The organism is Roseibium sp. MMSF_3544 (assembly GCF_030732845.1).
Lineage (GTDB): Bacteria > Pseudomonadota > Alphaproteobacteria > Rhizobiales > Stappiaceae > Roseibium.
Genome location: NZ_JASHKA010000004.1, coordinates 43099 through 62561 on the forward strand (window position 1 = coordinate 43099; position 19463 = coordinate 62561).

17 protein-coding genes and 1 riboswitch are annotated in these 19463 nt (G+C 58.2%); of the genes, 9 read left to right on the forward strand and 8 right to left on the reverse strand.

Annotated elements, in window-relative coordinates:
• The first annotated feature begins 99 nt into the window (after positions 1-99).
• Positions 100-1494 (forward strand): mannose-1-phosphate guanylyltransferase/mannose-6-phosphate isomerase, encoded by a 1395-nt coding sequence (locus tag RBB47_RS07005; protein WP_305985053.1) that lies wholly within the window; start codon positions 100-102, stop codon positions 1492-1494.
• A gap of 96 nt (positions 1495-1590) precedes the next feature.
• Positions 1591-2796 (forward strand): 3-oxoadipyl-CoA thiolase, encoded by a 1206-nt coding sequence (gene pcaF, locus RBB47_RS07010; protein WP_305985054.1) that lies wholly within the window; start codon positions 1591-1593, stop codon positions 2794-2796.
• Here pcaF and RBB47_RS07015 read toward each other — a convergent pair.
• Positions 2763-3155 carry a hypothetical protein gene (locus RBB47_RS07015; RefSeq protein WP_305985055.1) on the reverse strand — a complete coding sequence of 131 codons (393 nt, stop codon included), beginning with the start codon at positions 3153-3155 and terminating at the stop codon, positions 2763-2765. The genes pcaF and RBB47_RS07015 overlap by 34 nt on opposite strands.
• 351 nt (positions 3156-3506) lie before the next feature.
• Positions 3507-4418 carry an allantoinase PuuE gene (gene puuE, locus RBB47_RS07020; protein ID WP_305985056.1) on the reverse strand — a complete coding sequence of 304 codons (912 nt, stop codon included), beginning with the start codon at positions 4416-4418 and terminating at the stop codon, positions 3507-3509.
• Positions 4419-4629: 211 nt separating this feature from the next.
• Between puuE and RBB47_RS07025 the strand changes: the two genes are divergently transcribed.
• A complete protein-coding gene (locus tag RBB47_RS07025; protein ID WP_305985057.1) occupies positions 4630-4758 on the forward strand; it encodes a hypothetical protein in 129 nt (42 codons plus the stop codon).
• On the opposite strand, the gene RBB47_RS07030 is transcribed toward RBB47_RS07025, so the two are convergent.
• Positions 4748-5119 carry a hypothetical protein gene (locus tag RBB47_RS07030; RefSeq protein WP_305985058.1) on the reverse strand — a complete coding sequence of 124 codons (372 nt, stop codon included), beginning with the start codon at positions 5117-5119 and terminating at the stop codon, positions 4748-4750. The genes RBB47_RS07025 and RBB47_RS07030 overlap by 11 nt on opposite strands.
• 319 nt (positions 5120-5438) lie before the next feature.
• Between RBB47_RS07030 and RBB47_RS07035 the strand changes: the two genes are divergently transcribed.
• From RBB47_RS07035 to RBB47_RS07055, 5 genes are all read left to right on the forward strand, one after another.
• Positions 5439-5990 carry a helix-turn-helix transcriptional regulator gene (locus RBB47_RS07035; RefSeq protein WP_305985059.1) on the forward strand — a complete coding sequence of 184 codons (552 nt, stop codon included), beginning with the start codon at positions 5439-5441 and terminating at the stop codon, positions 5988-5990.
• A 25-nt stretch (positions 5991-6015) separates the two neighbouring features.
• On the forward strand, positions 6016-7119 hold the full coding sequence (locus tag RBB47_RS07040; RefSeq protein ID WP_305985060.1) for an efflux RND transporter periplasmic adaptor subunit: 1104 nt from the start codon (positions 6016-6018) through the stop codon (positions 7117-7119).
• On the forward strand, positions 7116-11081 hold the full coding sequence (locus RBB47_RS07045; RefSeq protein WP_305985061.1) for an efflux RND transporter permease subunit: 3966 nt from the start codon (positions 7116-7118) through the stop codon (positions 11079-11081). Before RBB47_RS07040 ends, RBB47_RS07045 begins: the two co-directional genes overlap by 4 nt.
• Before the next feature lie 887 nt (positions 11082-11968).
• Entirely contained in the window at positions 11969-12877 is a 909-nt protein-coding gene (locus tag RBB47_RS07050; RefSeq protein ID WP_305985062.1) for a fatty acid desaturase family protein, read from the forward strand.
• A gap of 91 nt (positions 12878-12968) precedes the next feature.
• Entirely contained in the window at positions 12969-13919 is a 951-nt protein-coding gene (locus RBB47_RS07055; protein WP_305985063.1) for a helix-turn-helix domain-containing GNAT family N-acetyltransferase, read from the forward strand.
• Positions 13920-13930: 11 nt separating this feature from the next.
• On the opposite strand, the gene RBB47_RS07060 is transcribed toward RBB47_RS07055, so the two are convergent.
• The 5 genes from RBB47_RS07060 to RBB47_RS07080 form a co-directional block, all read right to left on the reverse strand.
• Entirely contained in the window at positions 13931-14458 is a 528-nt protein-coding gene (locus RBB47_RS07060; protein WP_305985064.1) for a GNAT family N-acetyltransferase, read from the reverse strand.
• 87 nt (positions 14459-14545) lie between these two features.
• Positions 14546-15295, reverse strand: a complete 750-nt coding sequence (locus RBB47_RS07065; protein ID WP_305985065.1) for an SDR family oxidoreductase — start codon at positions 15293-15295, stop codon at positions 14546-14548.
• Positions 15296-15376: 81 nt separating this feature from the next.
• Positions 15377-16183, reverse strand: a complete 807-nt coding sequence (locus RBB47_RS07070) for a phosphatidylcholine/phosphatidylserine synthase (RefSeq protein WP_371932759.1) — start codon at positions 16181-16183, stop codon at positions 15377-15379.
• A gap of 74 nt (positions 16184-16257) precedes the next feature.
• Positions 16258-16962: a phosphatidylserine decarboxylase gene (locus RBB47_RS07075; protein WP_305985067.1), complete on the reverse strand. Its 705-nt coding sequence runs from the start codon at positions 16960-16962 to the stop codon at positions 16258-16260.
• Between the two features lie 189 nt (positions 16963-17151).
• A complete protein-coding gene (locus tag RBB47_RS07080) occupies positions 17152-18069 on the reverse strand; it encodes a LysR family transcriptional regulator (RefSeq protein WP_305985068.1) in 918 nt (305 codons plus the stop codon).
• Positions 18070-18165: 96 nt separating this feature from the next.
• On the opposite strand from RBB47_RS07080, the gene RBB47_RS07085 reads away from it, so the two are divergent.
• Positions 18166-18357 carry a hypothetical protein gene (locus RBB47_RS07085; protein ID WP_305985069.1) on the forward strand — a complete coding sequence of 64 codons (192 nt, stop codon included), beginning with the start codon at positions 18166-18168 and terminating at the stop codon, positions 18355-18357.
• Positions 18358-19271: 914 nt separating this feature from the next.
• Positions 19272-19416: riboswitch (FMN riboswitch) on the forward strand.
• Positions 19417-19463: the final 47 nt, after the last annotated feature.

A 19463-nucleotide genomic window follows, 5' to 3' on the forward strand; every position in this document is an offset into this window, starting at 1 on the left:
ACCAAGTCCAAACCCGTCCGAACGTAAGCCGTTAATCAATTCAGATGCATTGATGTATATATAGGAACTGAGAAATCGCGTGTTTTCGGGATCAAGTCCATGATATTTCCCTGCATTCTGTCTGGTGGCGTCGGCTCGCGGTTGTGGCCACTCTCGCGCAAGGACAGACCGAAGCAGTTTTTGCCGCTGTTCGACGGCGAAAGCCTGTTCCAAAAGACTTGCAAAAGGGTCAACCAGACGGGTTTTGCGGCACCGATCGTGATCGGTAGCGACACGCACCGTTTTCAGATGGGCGAACAGTTGTCGGAGCTGGGCATTGAAGCCAACACCATCCTGCTGGAACCCGTCGGGCGCAACACGGCGCCCCCTGCCCTGATGGCCGCAATCATCGCCTCTGAAAGCGACCCAGACGCGCTTATCCTGCTGCTGCCCTCCGATCAACTGATCCGCAAGGAGGACGTTTTTCTTCAGGCAGTTCACGCGGCTGAAAACGCGGCAAGGAGCGGATCAATCGTCACGTTCGGCATCACCCCGAGCGAGCCGAACACCGGTTACGGCTATATCAAGATCGCACCAGGTGATGCTCCGGTGCGCGCAGTTGAAAAGTTCGTCGAAAAACCCGACCTCGACCGGGCCAAGGCCTTCTTGGCCGACGGCAGTTATGCCTGGAACGCCGGCATTTTCCTTTATTCGGCGCAGACAATGATCGAGGCATTCAAGACCCATCAGCCGGCGCTCTATAAGAGCATTACCGCTGTCATGGAAACGCGTCATAGCGATCTTGATTTTACCCGCATTGACCGGGCCAACTTTGAGAAGCTCGACAACATCTCCGTTGACTATGCAATCATGGAGAAAGCGGCCAACGTCGCCTGTGCACCAGTGGCACCGGAGTGGGACGACCTCGGATCCTGGTCGGCGATCTGGACCGTTCTTGACAAAGACGCAGACGGAAACACCGGCCTTGGCGACACCCGTTTTCTCCATAGCAGGAATTGCCTCGCCTACTCGCAGCAAAGTCTGGTTTCAGTCATCGGTCTCGAAGACGTGATGGTCATTGCCACCAGCGACAGCGTTCTCGTGGCGCACAAGGACCATGCGCAAGACGTCAAGAATGTCGTGGAACAATTGAAGTCCGAAGGCCGGCACGAGGTTGACCACCATCCCCGCGCCTACAAGCCCTGGGGGTATACGGAGCGTATAAGTACAGGCGACCGCTTCGCGGTCCAGTCCATGATGATCAAGCCCGGCAAACGCCTTACGCTTCAGAGCCATCTTCACCGCGCCGAACACTGGATCGTCGTGTCGGGCACCGTTGAGATCACCATCGGTGGCCAGACATCACTGCTCACAGAGAATCAATCCGCCTATGTTCCGCTTGGCGCCCAGCACACATTGCACAATCCCGGCAGGATACCGGTGCGGATGATCGAGGTGCAGTCCGGGACCTATCTCGGAGAGGACGATATTCTGCGGCATGCGGACGGCGAATGACCAAGCGCCGTCCCGGGCAAGCGCAGCGGCCTTGCATCCACGGGCGGATATCTTACAGACTTGTGCTCTGAAAAAGTTGTCTCCAGGAAGCCCTTCATGCATCACGCTTACATCTGTGACTACGTGCGCACGCCTATCGGCCGATATGGCGGTATCCTGTCTTCAGTGCGTGCAGATGACCTCGGTGCCATTCCGATCGAGGCACTGATCGAACGCAATTCTGACGTGGACTGGTCTGCACTGGACGATGTCTTCTACGGATGTGCCAACCAGGCCGGGGAAGACAACCGCAATGTGGCGCGCATGTCATCCCTGCTTGCGGGCCTCCCCGACACCGTGCCGGGCCTCACTCTCAACCGTCTGTGCGGCTCGGGCCTGGACGCCCTGATGACGGCAACCCGGGCGATCAAGTCCGGCGAACTTGATCTTGCCATTGCCGGCGGCGTTGAGAGCATGTCGCGGGCGCCCTTTGTCATGCCCAAGGCCGAGACGCCGTTTTCGCGCAACGCCGACATTTATGACACGACGATAGGATGGCGGTTCGTCAATTCGCTGCTCAAGCGCCAATACGGCATCGACTCCATGCCCGAGACTGCAGAAAACGTAGCGGAAGACTTTGCGATTTCACGCGCTGACCAGGACGCGTTTGCGCTGAGAAGTCAGCTCAAGACGGAAGCTGCCCAAAAGAACGGCCGGTTGGCGCAGGAGATCGTGCCTGTGATGGTCCCGCAGCGAAGGGGCGACCCGAAACTGGTCGATACGGACGAACATCCAAGGGCGGGAACGACACTCGACGCTCTTCAAAGGCTGAAGACACCCTTTCGCGACAACGGCAGCGTTACGGCGGGCAACGCATCAGGGGTCAATGACGGAGCGGCTGCGCTGCTGGTGGCTTCCGAGGCTGCGGTAAATAAATTCAACCTGAACCCGATCGCCCGTGTCGTAGGTGGAGCAACGGCAGGCGTTCCGCCGCGCATCATGGGCATCGGGCCGGCGCCCGCGACGCGGAAACTCTGCGCAAGGTTCGCAATTTCTCTCTCCGAATTCGATGTCATCGAACTGAACGAGGCCTTCGCAGCCCAGGCGGTTGCCGTCATGCGCGACCTCGGTCTTCCGGAAGACAGCGACACGCTCAATCCAAATGGTGGTGCGATCGCGCTTGGTCACCCGCTCGGCATGTCGGGCGCACGCATCGCCGGTACGGCCGCTCTTGAATTGAAAAAACGAAGCGGAAAGCTCGCCCTCGCCACAATGTGCATTGGTGTCGGTCAGGGCATTGCGGTGGCACTTGCATCCGCATGATGCTGACCCGCGTATCTGAAAGGCTCACCTGAGGCCGTCGCCGGCAGGTCTGCTTGAGCCCGTTTTGACAAGTCTTCGGCCACGTCATCGAGCCTGTCAGCCAGTCTTTCAAAAACGAGAGATGGCATTCGCATTGCCGCGATATACAGCGTTACGAACTCGTCGTATGCACTCTTCCAGTTGAAATTCCGAAGGTCGCTGTAGGCCCCATCTGCCATGTCTTTGAGCTCAACGGCATCTTCTACCATGGGACGTACAAACCCGGCGGCGCGCTCGGGTTCTGTCGCCACCCACACAGCCGCATAGATCGAAAACAGAGCAAATACAAAGACATGCAAGTTTCTTATCAGAAATCGCATTTCGACCCCGGAAAAGGTTAATAGAATCTTAACGCTCTTCCGGTCGTAAATTACGCAACTTGAACACGCAACCACGGATTTCAGTTTTAAGTTGTAATTCGAGGCGTATGGTTAATATCCAGATCTTTCTCAAATGATCGCATGCGTCCTCCCCTGAACAAACAGAGCGACGCAAACACAACCAGTCCTCGATCAAATGTCCGAGAGTTCAATCTTAAGGTTAAATTTAAGAAAGCGTTTACTAACGCAGCGTGATGCTGTTTCTAGGCGTTGTTGCGAGCAGATATTTACAGTGCCCCATGAGCCTTCCGGAAATCGGCTCGTGGGGCAAATTTATTTCAGACGCCTTTCTCAGACCCGCCCATGATGCGCGTGCCAGTGCCAGGCGATGTCAATGCGCCTGGCAACCCAGACATCGGCATGGCTGGCAATGTAGTCCAGGAAGCTGGCCAAGGCGGCAATGCGTCCGGGGCGGCCCACCAGTCTGCAGTGCAGCCCGATATTGAGCATCTTCGGCGCACCCCGGCGGCCTTCGTCGTAGAGCGTGTCGAAAGCATCCTTCAGGTAGGTGAAAAACTGGTCGCCGGAATTGAACCCCTGGGCTGACGCAAACCGCATGTCGTTGGTGTCTAGCGCGTAAGGAATGACAAGGTGATCGCCGTTCGGCCCTTCGATCCAATAGGGCAAATCGTCTGCGTAGCTGTCGGAATCGTAGAGGAACCCTCCCTCCTCCAAAAGGAGCTGCTGGGTCTGCATGGAGCACCGCCCCGTGTACCAGCCGAGAGGCCGCGCTCCGGTGACCTCTTCGTGGATGCGGATCGCCTCCTGGATCTGGCGTCGTTCCTCGTCCACCTCCATGTCGGCATGCTCGATCCACTTGAGCCCATGCGAGGCGATTTCCCAATCCGCCTCCTTCATAGCTTCGACCGCCTCGCGATTGCGCATCAGAGCAGTCGCGACCCCGAACACTGTGAGCGGCAACGAGCGCTCGGTAAACAGGCGCCACAGGCGCCAGAAACCCGCACGAGAACCGTATTCGTAGATCGATTCCATGTTCCAATGCCGCTTGCCGGCCCAAGGCTCTGCCCCAACGATCTCCGACAGGAATGCTTCGGAGGCCGGGTCACCGTGAAGAATGTTATTCTCGCCGCCCTCTTCATAATTCAGGACAAACTGAACCGCGATTTTCGCACGGCCCGGCCACTGCGGGTCGGGCGGCGTGCGGCCATATCCGATCATGTCACGCGGATAGGATTCGCTCATAGTGTGCTCCAAAAGTTCCCGATGACCTGGCTGATCCCGTGGCAACATGACCGCATCTACCAGCCGCGTGCAAGTGCCCGCGCCCCCCAAAAGAAAAATCTATCATTGGTAAAATTTTACAGACCCGGTTACCGGCGTCTTAGCGTTCGGCGCGTACCCTTCGCAACGCGGAACATCAAATGTGGCGGTCGTGATCGCGAGGACTGACGAGATGAAACTTTCATCCGCAGGATTGCTGCTGCTTCTTGCCGCGGCCGCCATGACGCTTTTCTCCGATGCGGAATCGGGAACTTCGAGCAGCGCGAACGCCCAGGTCATTCACCATGGGTTTACCGACTAGAGCCCTTGCCTCCAGCTGCGACCGTCACCGTGGCTTGCTGACGCTGTTGCCCCAAGCGCACAGGCGGAAGCCTGAAAGATGTTCCGCCACCGCGGCCGGTCTCTCCAAGAAGCATGATTGCGGATCCGACGACGACCGAAACGAGCGTGATCACCAGAGCGAATGCCAGCATCAAGACCGGCAGAACAGGGTCTTCGGCATTCAGCACAAGAACCCTCAGATTTCCGATATTCGACCAGAAGATGCCGCCGAGCACCAGAAACGCGACGCAAATGCCGGCGGCGCCATTGACAGCCAGAAGCCGGAACAAGGGGTCTTCGAGCAATCTCAAAAGACCAGGCTTGCTGCTTTTGTCGACCATACGACCTCTCCTTCACGCTGCAACTGCGAACATCGAATCAAACTAACGCACGGTCAGAAAACAGCAACCCGTCAATTCAAACAGGTGCGCTGCAAAATCAGAATCGGCGCGTTTTCGACGGCGGATGAAAACTAAGTTTACCACTTGAAAAAATTGTGCGATGCACACTTGATTCATTTCAGAATGATATATATTAGTCCGATATATCGAACCAACATATAAACTTTCTGCTGTTCGCCCGGACGTCTCATCCGGCATCGGTCGGCGAACGTAGGAAGACCGTCAGCCCGGGAGGACGCTCCCGGAAACGGAGAGACCCATGAGCGTACGCAGCCTGTGCCTTGCGATCCTGTCCTTCGGGGATGCGACCGGATATGAAATCCGCAAGGAATCCACCGAAGGCCGATTCAGCTATTTCGAGGATGCGAGCTTCGGGTCGATTTATCCCGCTCTTGCACGGCTTGAGTCCGAAGGGCTCGTGACCGTCCGCGAAGAACCGCAGGCCGGAAAACCGGCCCGCAAGGTCTATTCGATCACGGAGGCCGGCCGGTCGGAGTTTATCAACTACCTGTGCGAGCCACAGGCCCGCGACACGTTCAAGTCACCCTTTCTGCTGATCGCTCTGAACGCAGAGCAGCTTCCGCCGGACGTTATCCGCCGCGCGCTTGAGCGCCGGAAGGCTCAGGTCCGGGAGGAATTGCAGCAGCTTATGGACACAGACAAGGAATGCAGCCACCCGGGGTCCAACTGGACCCGCAGCTACGGGATCGCCTGCATGAATTGCACACTCGATTATTTGGAAGAGCACGGTGAGGCGCTCATCAAGATTGCTGAAGACGCGGCAAAGCCGGTTTCGGACGCCGCCGAGTAAGCCTGGGGTTTTGGAGTAAGGACAGATGAAAGTGAAACTCTCCTATTTTCTGGCAGCAGGGCTCGCCGTGGGCATCGGCGTATGGATGTCCAGCGGTACGGTTGTCGTTGGCGGGGTCGGTGACGGGGAAAATGCCGTCCCGCCTCCGGCTGAACGCGCCGCGAACAGCGCTGATACGGTTTTTCAGGTCAAGGTCATGAAGCTGGCCGCGCAGGACCGGCAGGCGATTCTTGAAGTGCGCGGGCGCACGGAAGCAGAAGCCAAGGTCGCCGTGCGCTCCGAGACGACAGACGACGTTGTCCGCCGGCCTGCCCGCGAAGGCGCGCACGTTTCTGCCGGCGAGGTGCTGTGCGAACTCGATACCGGCACGCGTGAAGCGCGTATCCTGGAGGCCAAGGCCTTGCTGGCGCAGGCAGAACTCGATCACACGGCGGCAACACAGCTTGCAAATAAAGGCTTCACGGCACAGACCCGCGCCGCTGCGACACAGGCATTGCTGGATGCTGCCAAAGCACGCGTGAAGGAAGCCGAACTGGAGCTCGAGCGGACGATCATCCGCTCGCCGATCGATGGCGTTATCGAGAGCCCGATGGCGGAAATCGGTGCGCAGCTCGACAATGGCGGCATCTGCGCGACTGTGGTGAACTCTGATCCCATGATCGCCATCGGTCAGGTTTCTGAACTGAATGTCGGCCAGATCTCCATCGATATGCCGGCGGAAGTCAGACTTGTCACGGGCGAAGTAATGAACGGCAAGGTTCGTTACGTCTCTCCGTCTTCAGATCCGGACACACGCACATTCCGCGTCGAAGTCGAGTTGCCGAACCCTGACGGAACAGCCCGCGACGGCGTCACTGCCGTAACGCGTTTGCCGATGCCGGTCGAAAAGGCTCACAAGATCTCTCCGGCGATCCTGACCCTCAACGATGAGGGTGTCGTCGGTGTGCGCGCCGTCAATGACGATAACAAGACTGCTTTCTATCCCGTCAAGGTTCTTGGCGGTGAAGAAGACGGCCTCTGGGTCGGCGGTCTGCCGCAGGACGTCACGGTGATTGTCATTGGCCAGGAATATGTCGGTGACGGACAGACCGTCCAGCCAGTCTTTGAAACCGCGGAGCTCAGCCAATGATAAACATGCTTGAAGGTGTCCTCAGACGCCCCAAGACAGTCTTCGTGCTGATGATCGCGCTCCTGGTTGCCGGGGTCTTCAGTTATATCAGCATCCCCAAGGAAGACAGTCCGGACATCGATGTCCCGATCTTCTACGTCTCCATCGTTCAGCAGGGTATTTCGCCGGAAGATGCCGAGCGCCTGCTGGTCCGTCCAATGGAAACGGAGCTGCGGGGTCTGGATGGCCTGAAGGAAATCACGGCGATTGCCTCTGAGAGCCATGCCGGCATCGTACTGGAATTCGACATTTCCTTTGACAAGGATGAGGCTCTTGCCGACGTCCGCGACAAGGTTGATGCCGCCAAGGGCGAATTGCCTGCGGATGCCGAAGAACCGACGATCACCGAAACAAACTTCGCTCTGGTCCCGACCATCACCATTGCACTGTCGGGCAACGTGCCGGAACGTACGCTTTACCAGCATGCGCGCCGGCTGAAGGACCAGGTTGAAGCCATCGACACCGTTCGCTCGGCAGACCTGAAGGGCCACCGGGAAGAGCAGCTTGAGGTTCTGATCGATTCCGAAAAGTTGGAATCCTATGCGATCACCCAGCAGGAGCTGCTGACGTCGCTGTCGAACAACAACCAGCTTGTACCAGCAGGTTTCCTCGACGGCGGCCAAGGCCGGTTTAACGTCAAGGTGCCTGGTCTCATCGAGTCCGCGATCGACGTCTACTCCCTGCCGATCAAGCAGGCAGGCGAAGGTGTCGTGACGCTTGCAGATGTGGCGGAAATCCGCCGCACGTTCAAGGATGCAGATTCTTATACCCGCGTGAACGGCAACCCGGCCATCGCGCTGGATGTCACCAAGCGCATCGGCACCAACATCATCGAGAACAACCTTGCCATCCGCGCGGTTGTCGATGAAGCCACCAAGGACTGGCCGGAGACCATCAAGGTCGACTACATGATCGACATGTCGTCGAATATCTTCGAGGTGCTCGGTTCGCTGCAATCCTCGATCCTGACGGCGATCTTCCTGGTCATGATCCTCGTTCTGGCAGCCCTTGGACTGCGATCCGCGCTGCTTGTCGGTCTGGCGATCCCGACCTCGTTCATGGTCGGCTTCCTGATCTTGTCCGGTCTTGGCTACACGGTGAACATCATGGTGATGTTCGGCCTCGTGCTGACCGTCGGTATGCTCGTTGATGGCGCAATCGTCATGGTTGAATATGCCGACCGCAAGGTCCATGAGGGCATGGAAGACCGCGAGGCCTACATCCGCGCGGCAAGGCTGATGTTCTGGCCGATCGTTTCGTCCACCGCGACCACGCTCGTGGCGTTCCTGCCCATGCTCTTGTGGCCAGGCGTTGCCGGCGAGTTCATGAGCTACCTGCCGATCATGGTGATCATCGTCCTGTCGGCTGCGCTGCTGACGGCAATGGTGTTCCTGCCGGTCACCGGCGGTATCTTTGCCATGGTCACGCATTGGATTGAGCGCCGTGCCGCTTTCGTGCTGGCGACCTTGTTTGGCATCATCGCCGCTCTCGCAACACTGTCGGCCTTTGGTGCGAACCCGGGATCTCCCGAATTTGCAGCCGCCCTCGCCGCCTCACCTTTGGCGGTTCCGGCCGCGGCTGCAGCCCTGTTGGTGGCTGGTGTCTTGTCGTTCCTGGTTTTGCGCCCATTCGTGCGCTGGCGCCGTGATCGTGCCGCAAGACAGGTGGAAACCGAAAGCAAGAAGCCGCTGAAGCGCTACCGTTCGGTGACGTTCGTCTCGCTGATCTTCGAGATGATCGCAGTCGGTTTTGCCGCCTACTTTGCCTATTTCCTGGCGACCACCCGTCCGGCGATCATCACGGACACGATAGACTCTGCTTTCGGCACCCTGGCCGGACTGGCTCAACCGCTTGCCGTCTTGTCACACCCGATCGCACTCGATACGGGCTTCTATCTGGTTGTCGTCGGACTTGCTCTCGTGGCGGTCTGGGCCGGGTATAAGACGATCTCGCCGCTCGTCCATCTGTTTGAATGGGTGTTCGACGGCCTTCGCAAGACGCTCGGAATGGGCAGCCGCAACGGTGGAACCACGAGCGACAAGCCTGAAGAACTGCAATTCGATACAAGCACGGTCAAAGGGTTCACCGGTCTTTATGTCCGCCATCTGAAGCTTCTGGCGGGCAACCCGATCGGCAACATCCTGACGATTGTCGTCGTTCTCGGCACCTGCGCCCTGATCTTCACTTCGTTTGCGTCGAACCCGACAGGCGTCGAGTTCTTCGTCGATGAGGAACCTGATCAGGCGGTTGTCATGGTTTCGGCACGCGGCAACATGTCTGCTGCTGAATCGCTTGAAATCGTCAAGAAGGTCGAAGCCGAAGTGCTACAGACCGCAGGCATCCAGAACGTCATCACCTCCGCCTTCCCGCCAGGTGGCGGCGGTGGACCCGACTTCATCGGTGGTGTTCAGGACAAGCCGGCAGACGTGATCGGCGAGATGACGCTCGAGCTTGCAAAATACTGCTGCCGTCGGAACGCATCGGAAATCTTCGCCGAAATCCGCGAGCGCTCCGCCGACATTCCCGGCATCAAGGTCGAAACCCGCAAGATCGAAGGTGGTCCTCCCACGGGCAAGGACATCCAGCTTGAAGTCAAGTCGACCGACTATGACACCATGGTTGAGCAGGTTGCCTTCATCCGCAGCAAGCTCGACGAGATGGAACATCTTCTCGACCAGGAGGATGATCGTCCCCTGCCCGGCATCGAGTGGCAGATTGAAATCGACCGTGAACAGGCAGGCCGCTACCAGGCAGGCATCGGCTCTGTCGGCAACATGGTCCAGCTCGTCACCAACGGTGTCCTCATCGGCAATTACCGGCCGACGGACTCCGAAGACGAGGTTGATATCCGCGTACGCCTGCCAGCCGACGAGCGCACGCTCGACCGGTTCGACCAGCTGCGCCTGCAGACAGCACTCGGTCTGGTTCCGATCGCAAACTTCATCGACCGGTCTCCGGAACCGAAAGTGTCGTCGATCACGCGCCGTGACGGGCTCTACTCGATGATGCTGAAAGCGACCGTCGACCAGACGGCTGTCGATGCGGAAGGTAAACCCGTAACGGTTGATGCCAAGGTTCAGGAACTCAACACCTGGCTGGAAGCGCAAACGTTCCCGGACAACATCTACCTGCAGTTCCGCGGTGCGGATGAGGATCAGAAGGAATCGGGCGAGTTCCTGATGCGGGCCATGATGGCGTCGCTGTTCCTGATGTTCCTGATCCTGCTCACACAGTTCAACTCGTTCTACCAGACGTTCCTGACCCTCTCCACGGTGGTTATGTCGGTGATGGGTGTGCTGCTTGGCATGATGCTGACGGGACAGAAGTTCTCGATCATCATGACCGGAACGGGTGTTGTCGCGCTGGCGGGTATCGTGGTGAACAACGCGATCGTCCTGATCGACACCTATAACCGCTTCCGGCACGACGGCTTCGATCCGCTTGACGCCATCCTGAAGACCTCCGGTCAGCGTATCCGTCCGATCCTGCTGACCACGGTCACAACGATCGTGGGCCTGGTACCGATGGCAACCGCCGTCAATCTGGACTTCTTCACCCAGACGGTCGCGGTTGGCGGTATCACGGCGATCTGGTGGATCCAGCTTTCGACCGCTGTTATTTCCGGTCTTGCCTTCTCCACGATCCTGACGCTGATCATGATCCCGGTAATGATCGCTGTGCCAAGCACGTGGGCGAATGCGGGCAAGGCGGTTTGGGCCTCTACCGCATCTCTTTTCGCCACCCGCGAAAAGGCAGTGCCAGTCGAGGGCCCGGCAGACGAAGATCCGCAGCTCGAACAGGATGTCGAGTGGACCGATCCGGAACTGGAAAAGGAACGCCCGGCGGCCAAGGTGGTCTCCATGCCCAAACCGGCACCGCCCAAGGTGCCGCCGCAGGAAGAACCGCCGCTCGCGGCTGAGTGATCCGGCGACAACGAAAAGACCGAAGGGCCGCGCCTTGCGCGGCCCTTTCTTTTTGCAAAAGACGCTCCCTCTTCCCTTTTCTCGCAGAGGGCGGAATGTCGGCTCGCCACAAGAAAATTGGCCGCCGTTCGTTCACAGATGCTGAAAATTTTCCCTCTCCCACTGGGAGAGGTTCTTGAGCCTGTAGCAACGCGCGTTCAAATAGTCATTCACTCATCCTGAGGAGGACCGGCAGGTTCGTCTCGAAGGGTAGGCCGCTAGCGTCAGAACATGCCGCCCATCCTTCGAGACAGCGCTCACGCGCCTCCTCAGGATGAGGATGTGGTGGTGGTAGCCGGACCAGTACATTTCTGCGGTTCTTGCGTTCAAGCGGCGCAAGGTGGGAGACCTAAAGAACCCTAGGCAACGTGTACATTTGGTTTTCTCCCCTCATCCTGAGGAGGACCGGCAGGTCCGTCTCGAAGGATGGGCCGCAAGTGGCAGATATGTTGCCCATCCTTCGAGACAGCGCTCACGCGCCTCCTCAGGATGAGGATGTCGTGGTGGTAGCAGGGCCAGTACATTTCTGAGGTTCTTGCGTTCAAGCGGTGCAAGGTGGGAGACCTAAAGAACCCTGGGCAACGTGTACATTTGGTTTTCTCCCCTCATCCTGAGGAGGACTGGCAGGTCCGTCTCGAAGGGTAGGCCGCTAGTGTCAGAATATGTTGCCCATCCTTCGAGACAGCGCTCACGCGCTTCCTCAGGATGAGGATGTCCCGGTGGTGGTCGTCGTGTTCCAAAGCAGCTTGAGGACTGGTCTTTTCAGGTCGTAGACAGTGGGAGACAAAATCCGGTTTGCACCACTATGCAATGCCCTTACCCTTGAGAACGTTGCTTACGAGGACCAGATGGATCACCGCGCTTTGATTGCCGGCATGACAGATGCGCAAAGGGCCGACCTTACGGAAAAGTCGGACCGGAAAGGGCTTGTGCCGCTGATCGCGCATTTCGGTCTGATCGCGTTCTTCGGTACAATGATTGCTTTCCGCGTTCCGGGCTGGCCGGTGCTCCTTATCGTTCAAGGTGTCCTGATCGTGTTCCTCTTCACCCTGCTACACGAAACGATCCACCGGACGGCGTTCAAGACAGTCTGGCTGAACGATCTGGTGGCGAGAGTTTGCGGTTTTTTGATCCTCGTACCGTCTGACTGGTTCCGATACTTTCATTTCGCCCATCACCGCCATACGCAGGATCCGGACAACGATCCCGAACTAGTCGGTGGCAAACCGGAGAACCTCTTCGAATACATCGTCCACATCAGCGGGCTGCCGACATGGTGGAGCGAAGCCAAAACGCTGATCAGTAACGCAACAGGACAATGCACGGACCCGTTTGTCCCTGCGAACGGCAAGGCGAAGGTTCAACGCGAAGCGATTGTATCGCTGGCCGCGTATGGGCTGCTGCTCATTCTGTCGGTTGCCACCGGATCCGGCGTGCTGCTCTTTGTCTGGATCCTGCCATGCCTGCTCGGCCAGCCTTTCCTCCGGCTCTATCTGCTTGCCGAGCATGGCCGGTGCCCGCTCGTGGCAAATATGCTGGAAAACAGCCGGACCACATACACAAACATCCTGGTTCGAAGACTTGCGTGGAACATGCCCTACCACGCCGAGCACCACAGCTATCCGACCGTGCCGTTTCACAAGCTGCCCGATCTGAATCGGCTGACCAAAGACCACCTCGGTTCGACGTCGCAGGGGTACAGGGAATTCCACGAGGACTATCTCGCCGAACTACGCGACATTCCAGGATCACGCTGAAACCGATGTTCCAGTCGGGACGAATTACGGCTTGCCAAGGATCGGCGGCATTCATATAGTTGCATCATACAACTTTATGAATGAGCACATCATGACAGACGCTTCTCCTTCCCTCGTTCAAGACATTCGTGCGGCCTCGCGGCAGCTCGTCCGCGAGTTCGGATTTCTGGACAAGACGATTGCTGGAACGGACCTTTCGGGGTCCGGCGTCCACGCCATGATGGAAATCGGTCTTCATCCCGGGCTCACGGCGAAGGAGCTTGCGGCAAGGTTGAAGCTGGAAAAATCAACCATCAGCCGGCTGCTCAAATCGCTTGAGGTAAGAGGCGAGATTATCCAGACGCGATCCGACAAGGATGGACGTGTTTTCGGCCTGAGCCTGACCAACAAGGGCTGGGAAACATTTGCCAAGATCGACCGTTTCGGCAACGACCAGGCGCTTGGAGCGCTTTCCAGAATCCGGAACGGGTCAGCACGATCAATTGCAAATGCCCTGACGACCTATGCGGACGCGCTTGCAGCCAGGGACACATCTACGGAGCAAGTGGAACACGCCCACAAGATTGTCGAAGGCTACCAGACCGGCATGATCGGCGACATCGCCGCGCTTCATGCCCGCACGCATGGCGTGCTCATCGGAATGGGGCCGACCTTCGAAAGTGTCGTCTCCCAGGCCATGGCCGAGTTCATGCCGCGCATCGACAACCCCGTCAACAACAGCTGGAGCGTCGTGGAAAAGGATGAAATCATCGGATCCATCAGCATCGACGGCGAGGACCTTGACGGCAACGTCGCCCATTTGCGCTGGTTCATCCTGTCTGAAAAACTGCGTGGGCTCGGTCTCGGCAGGGAGCTGTTTTTGAGGGCGCTTGATCACTGTGACGGCCACGGCTTTGATGAAATACACCTGTGGACACTCAAGGGCCTCGATGCAGCCAAAACGCTCTACGAGCGAAACGGGTTCGAGCTGGCCGACGAATATGTTGGCGACCAATGGGGCAAGTCGGTGACCGAGCAAATGTTTATCCGCAAGAGACCCTGACCGTTGGCCGGTCAAGCTGACCAGAGCGCAGGATCCAACCAGGCATCCGGAACAACAAGTTTTCCCGAAGCGGTTCGATCCGCCCCATCCAGCCGAATGGATTGCCAGGCATCTTTCCATTCGTCCGGAATCGGACAAGGCGTTTCGACTGCGTGGTCAGGCTTGAATCCAAATCGGCCGTAGTAACCGGGATCGCCCAAAACCATCACTTGCGCCACGTTTCTTGACGCGAGTTTGTCGAACCCGGCTCGGACAAGTGCGCTGCCGATACCCGTTTTCTGCAAGTCCGGCGCAGCGCATAACGGGCCCAGCAAGGCAGCAGCCACGTTGCCCGGCTCAATGCTGCAGAAGGTGAAAATCACATGTCCGGACACCCGGCCATTTGTGATGGCCACAAGAGATATCAGGGGAGCAGCGCCGCTCAGGAGATCTTTTACGAGCGGGAACAAATCCTCATCCGGAAACGCCTCCCGATATAGACGCTGCAAATCGTCCAGATCGCCTAAGGTCGTGGTGCGCAGCTCAAGTCCTTCCGCCATCGGTTTCCTTTCCCGTGCCCAAATCCCGCCTCCAACACACCGGCGCAGCGAAGCAACGCTGCACCGGACAGTCGGCCGACTGGCAATCTATGCCTTTGTGATGGAATTGCCACCATCGCACAGCATAGCCGATCCCGTGACAAACGAGCCGGCATCGGACAGGAGAAACAGGGCCGCTCTTGCGATTTCTTCCGGCTCGGCCATGCGCTTGAGCGCATGAAGGCCCGCCACATATTCATGAGATGCAGGATCGTCTCCGGCCATCTCCGTTTTGGTGCCTCCCGGCAACAAGGCGTTGACGCGGATGTTCTGCTGCCCGCATTCGACCGCCAGCACCTGTGCCAGCCCGATCAGACCAGCCTTGGAGGCGGCATAGGCCGACATGCCGGGCAATCCAATCGTGTGGCCGACAAAGGTCGAGGTGAACACGATCGAACCTCCGCCGGACGCCTTCAAAGCCGGGATCTGGTATTTTGCCGCCAGAAAGGCGCTGGTCAGGTTGGTGGCCAAAACCTGGTTCCAGTTCTCCAGGCTCAGTTCGGGGAGCGGCCCCATGTCCCCAATCACCCCGGCATTGTTGAAAGCACCGTCCAGTCGGCCGAAGGTTTCGAGCGCGGCCTCAACGGAAGCAGAGGCAAACGCTGGGTCAGAGACATCCCCGGTGAACACCTTGATGCGGGACGCTGCCTTCGGCAAAGCCGATCTGACGTCTTCAAGCCTGTCTTTTCGTCTTGCCGCAAGGACGAGATTAGCGCCCTCACCTGCAAAAATGCGCGCTGCAGCCGCGCCTATCCCGCTGCTCGCACCGGTAATCAAAATCGTTTTTCCGTTCAGCATCTCTGGCTCCTCAGATTCGTGAGGATGCCTAAATGAACCGGAAAACCGATGATCAAAACCCGATTTGCGAGGCCGCACTTCTCAGCCGCCGTGATCCTTGTCGCGGTCGGCGATATTGTCGAGATCCGTGTCGCATTCGTCGCCGTCGTCGTCGAGGGTCAGATTCTCATCTGCCAGAACAAGCTTGCGATGGGCCCGCCACGCGAACGGAATGGTCAGGAGATACAGAACAGCGGCCCCTGCCATCATGCGGAACGGATAGCTGACCGTAAGGGCGACGATCAGGACGGCGAGGACAATCAGGGGCAGAACATAATCGCGCCGAACACGGGTGCCGAGGGTCTTGCCCGAGTAGGTCGGCAAGCGGCTTATGACCAGAAATGAAATCGCGACCGTATAGGCAGCGACAAAGGCGGAATCTGCAAACCAGTGCGGAAACAGCCCAAGAAACTCCAGATAAAGCGGAAGCAGCACCGTCAAGGCGCCAGCTGGAGCCGGAACGCCGGTAAAGAAGCGCGAGGTCCAGGCCGGTTTGTTTGGATCGTCGAGTGCCACATTGAAGCGGGCCAACCTCAAGGCCATGGAAATTGCAAAAATCAGTGCGGCAATCCAGCCCAGATTTCCAGCGTCCTTGAGCAGCCAAAGATAAAGCATTAGCGCTGGAACGACACCGAAATTGACGAAGTCAGAAAGCGAATCCAGTTCCGCTCCGAAACGGGATGTGCCCTTCATGAGACGCGCGACGCGGCCGTCCAGACCATCAAGAACGGCAGCCAGAATGACGGCGCCAACGGCAAATTCCCATCTGCCGTCAAACGCCATGCGCACAGCCGTCAGACCGGAGCACAGCGCAAGCAATGTCACCAGGTTCGGCACGATGAGGCGCATCGGGACGCGGCGGAACCTTGGAGTGCCCCGGTTGCTGGTCTGAGAGGATTTCGGTTTGCCGGGCACGTTGGACCTCAACTAACCCGTGTCAGCGGCAGCGTGGATGCCTGTGGCTGAACAAGATCGGCTAGAACCGTTTCACCTGCGATCATGGTCTGGCCAAGGGCCACCTTCGGCTGCGTGCCGACTGGCAGATAAACGTCCAGCCGGGATCCGAAACGAATCAGCCCGAAACGGTCTCCGGCGGAAATTGTCTCGCCTTCGCGCACAAAGCTTACGATCCGGCGTGCCACAAGGCCGGCGATCTGCACGACACCGATCCGTGTCTCGCCCATTTCGATGACGAGCCCGTTGCGCTCGTTGTCCTCGCTTGCCTTGTCGAGTTCCGCGTTCAGGAACTTGCCGGCGCGATAGGCGACCCGCGTGATCTTTCCTCCGACCGGCGCCCGGTTCACATGGCAATTGAACACGTTCATGAAGATCGAGACACGCATCAGCGGTTCGTTGCCGATTTCAAGCTCGGCAGGCGGACGCGCTAGACCGACATGGCTGACGACGCCGTCAGCGGGCGAAATCACGAGACCTTCGCCAACCGGTGTCACCCGCTTCGGATCCCTGAAAAAGTAACAGATCCAACCGGTGAAAAAGAGGCCGATCCAGAACAAAGGATCAATAAACCAGCCAATGACCAGTGTCGCGACAAGAGAGATTGCAATGAAGGGCCAGCCTTCCCGATGGATCGGGACGATGGCTTTCATGGCAGAATCGACAATCGACATTCATATCTTCCGAATTCAGATCAGGCGCAGCGTTCTTCATCGTTCTTGCGACATCGCACGGCGCTGCAACCGATACGCACCTGTTGCGCTTCCTCGTTTCCTGCTTCTAGAGGTTTTTTTGTGTGAAGAGAACCTTTTATGCCGGTTTTCAGTCGGTTTTCAGCATGCGAATAGCCAAACCTCCCGGCGCTATTCGGCAGCGGCGCGATAGTCCGTTTCCCAGTAGGCGGGCCTGCCGTATTTGGAGATCAGAAAATCAACAAGTGCGGTCACCTTCGGCGGAATAAACTTGGCCGGAGGGTACACCGCGTAAATGTTTCCTGTCCGGGCGACCGGGTAGTTCTCCATGACGGCAACCAGGCGCCCATCGCGCAGGTCTTCCCACACATGAGCGAGAGATTTCACGGTCAGGCCGAGCCCGTAAATGGCCGCATCATAGGCAAAGTCGCCGCTGTCACCGGATATAACCGGCTCTTCCAGGTGGTAGGCAATTTCACCTTCAGGACCTTCGAAATACCAGACCGGCATCGGATCGAATCCGACAAAGTCATGGTTGCGCAAATCATCCGGCGACCTTGGAGCGCCCTTTCTGGCGATATAGTCCGGGCTGGCGCACAAAACCCGCGGATTGCCGCCGAGTTTGCGCGCGATCAGGCTTGAATCCGGCAAGGGAGCGCCCCGGATTGCCATATCGTAGCCTTCCGCAACCAGATCCACGAGCCGGTCCGTCATATCGACTTCGAGCCGCAGTTCAGGATAAAGCTGCCTGAATTCAAGCAGATAGGGTAATATGTGCTTGCGGCCGAAAAACACGTTCAGCGACATGCGCAGCGTTCCGCGCGGCGCGTCTTCCGCCGCATCGATCAGGGCACGAGCACGATCCATTTCGCCGAGCGCGTTTGAGGTGTGCCGCAGAAACACCTGACCGGCCTCGGTCAAGCCCGTCTTCCGCGTGGTCCTGGCGACGAGCTGCGAACCCAGCTCCTTTTCCAGATTGCTCAGGCGGCTGCTTGCGGCAGAGGGCGACAAGCCGAATTCACGGCCAGCGGCGGACAGGCTGCCGAGTTCGGCGACCCGTTTGAAGAACTTCAGATCATCGATGCGCATTGTTCGAAACTTTCGAAAGATATCTTTTAGATTACCCCAATTCTTCGAAAGGTCGCAACATGAGATAAGAGGCTTACCAAACGAAAGGAGCCTGTCATGTTGCACACCGGAGACATCTACGAAAAGCGTGCCCGCACCGCCCGAAACAAGGAACTGCGCGCCGTCGCGAATGCGATTTCGGGCTTCCTGTTCCAAACTGCCCCGCGGAAACGCGCCAAGCGGACAACCGTTTTCAATCGCCCCGAAAACGCCAATGACCGGATTGAAGGCCAGGATCGCGCCGCATAAATCACGCCTGTCACCGGCGCGGTTCACTTTCTTTGCAAGGTGTCTGCGCCGGGAGATGTGCGGCAAGCTCCAGGGCACGCGGCCATCCTTCGAGACGGACCATACGGTCCTCCTCAGGATGAGGCCCGTTTTTCCAGCCCCCGAGGGCAGACGCCATCGCCGTCATCTCGGCCAAGCGCAAGCGCCGAGCCGGGACCCACTCGCCTGTAAACTTGCTGAAAGTTATTCATCTGCTGCTACGGCGCCACGGAAAATTGGACTCTCTCTATAGAACGAGTAGGCCCCGGATCTCCGCTGCGCTGCGTCCGGGGTGACAGAAGCGAGTTTTACGCCCATCAATGCCCTCCGATTGCGCCCCTAGCCTCAAGCCGGGGTTACCAAGCCAAGGCATATGGATGCCCCGGATCAGGTCCGTGCGGTGAGAACACCTTCACCTTCATCCTGAGGAAGCGCGCAGCGCTGCCTCGAAGGATGTGCGGCAAGCTCCGCAGTATGCGGCCATCCTTCGAGACGGACCTTACGGTCCTCCTCAGGATGAGGCCGGTTGTTCAAGCCCCATGAGGTCAATCCCGACCGCCGTCATCCCGGCCAAGCGCAAGCGCAGAGCCGGGACCCACTCGCCTGTCGACTTGTAGATGGCTCTTCATCTGCTGCTGCGGCACCACGGAAAATTGGACTATCTCTGCGAACGAGTAGGCCCCGGATCTCCGCTGCGCTGCGTCCGGGGTGACAGCAGCGAGTTTTACGCCCGTCATTCCCCTCCGATTGCCGCCCCGGCCCTAAGCCGGGGCCTTTTTCAAAATGCTGGAGGCCTTTGGTCTTCGCGCTACCAGGCGAACCACACACGCACCCGACTTTCCTCGTCAATTATCCGTTTCCCATCTTGCCTTGAGACCGGCTGCCTGTCAGAACGGCAACATTCTCAGGGCGGGGTGAAATTCCCCACCGGCGGTAAGCAGCGTGTCTGTGAGCCCGCGAGCGCCATCCTTTCGGATGGGTCAAGCAGATCAGGTGCAATTCCTGAGCCGACGGTTACAGTCCGGATGAAAGAGAAACTGCCTTCAGGCCGCCTTGGCGGTCTGAAACGCATGTGATCGCCTTGGGTG

Excerpts from the sequence above, each read along its gene's own strand:
- RBB47_RS07005 (WP_305985053.1), top strand. The coding sequence starts at position 100 with ATGATATTTCCCTGCATTCTGTCTGGTGGCGTCGGCTCGCGGTTGTGG.
- pcaF (WP_305985054.1), top strand. The coding sequence starts at position 1,591 with ATGCATCACGCTTACATCTGTGACTACGTGCGCACGCCTATCGGCCGA.
- RBB47_RS07015 (WP_305985055.1), bottom strand. The coding sequence starts at position 3,155 with ATGCGATTTCTGATAAGAAACTTGCATGTCTTTGTATTTGCTCTGTTT.
- puuE (WP_305985056.1), bottom strand. The coding sequence starts at position 4,418 with ATGAGCGAATCCTATCCGCGTGACATGATCGGATATGGCCGCACGCCG.
- RBB47_RS07025 (WP_305985057.1), top strand. The coding sequence starts at position 4,630 with ATGAAACTTTCATCCGCAGGATTGCTGCTGCTTCTTGCCGCGGCCGCC.
- RBB47_RS07030 (WP_305985058.1), bottom strand. The coding sequence starts at position 5,119 with ATGGTCGACAAAAGCAGCAAGCCTGGTCTTTTGAGATTGCTCGAAGAC.
- RBB47_RS07035 (WP_305985059.1), top strand. The coding sequence starts at position 5,439 with ATGAGCGTACGCAGCCTGTGCCTTGCGATCCTGTCCTTCGGGGATGCG.
- RBB47_RS07040 (WP_305985060.1), top strand. The coding sequence starts at position 6,016 with ATGAAAGTGAAACTCTCCTATTTTCTGGCAGCAGGGCTCGCCGTGGGC.
- RBB47_RS07045 (WP_305985061.1), top strand. The coding sequence starts at position 7,116 with ATGATAAACATGCTTGAAGGTGTCCTCAGACGCCCCAAGACAGTCTTC.
- RBB47_RS07050 (WP_305985062.1), top strand. The coding sequence starts at position 11,969 with ATGGATCACCGCGCTTTGATTGCCGGCATGACAGATGCGCAAAGGGCC.
- RBB47_RS07055 (WP_305985063.1), top strand. The coding sequence starts at position 12,969 with ATGACAGACGCTTCTCCTTCCCTCGTTCAAGACATTCGTGCGGCCTCG.
- RBB47_RS07060 (WP_305985064.1), bottom strand. The coding sequence starts at position 14,458 with ATGGCGGAAGGACTTGAGCTGCGCACCACGACCTTAGGCGATCTGGAC.
- RBB47_RS07065 (WP_305985065.1), bottom strand. The coding sequence starts at position 15,295 with ATGCTGAACGGAAAAACGATTTTGATTACCGGTGCGAGCAGCGGGATA.
- RBB47_RS07070 (WP_371932759.1), bottom strand. The coding sequence starts at position 16,183 with ATGCGCCTCATCGTGCCGAACCTGGTGACATTGCTTGCGCTGTGCTCC.
- RBB47_RS07075 (WP_305985067.1), bottom strand. The coding sequence starts at position 16,962 with ATGTCGATTGTCGATTCTGCCATGAAAGCCATCGTCCCGATCCATCGG.
- RBB47_RS07080 (WP_305985068.1), bottom strand. The coding sequence starts at position 18,069 with ATGCGCATCGATGATCTGAAGTTCTTCAAACGGGTCGCCGAACTCGGC.
- RBB47_RS07085 (WP_305985069.1), top strand. The coding sequence starts at position 18,166 with ATGTTGCACACCGGAGACATCTACGAAAAGCGTGCCCGCACCGCCCGA.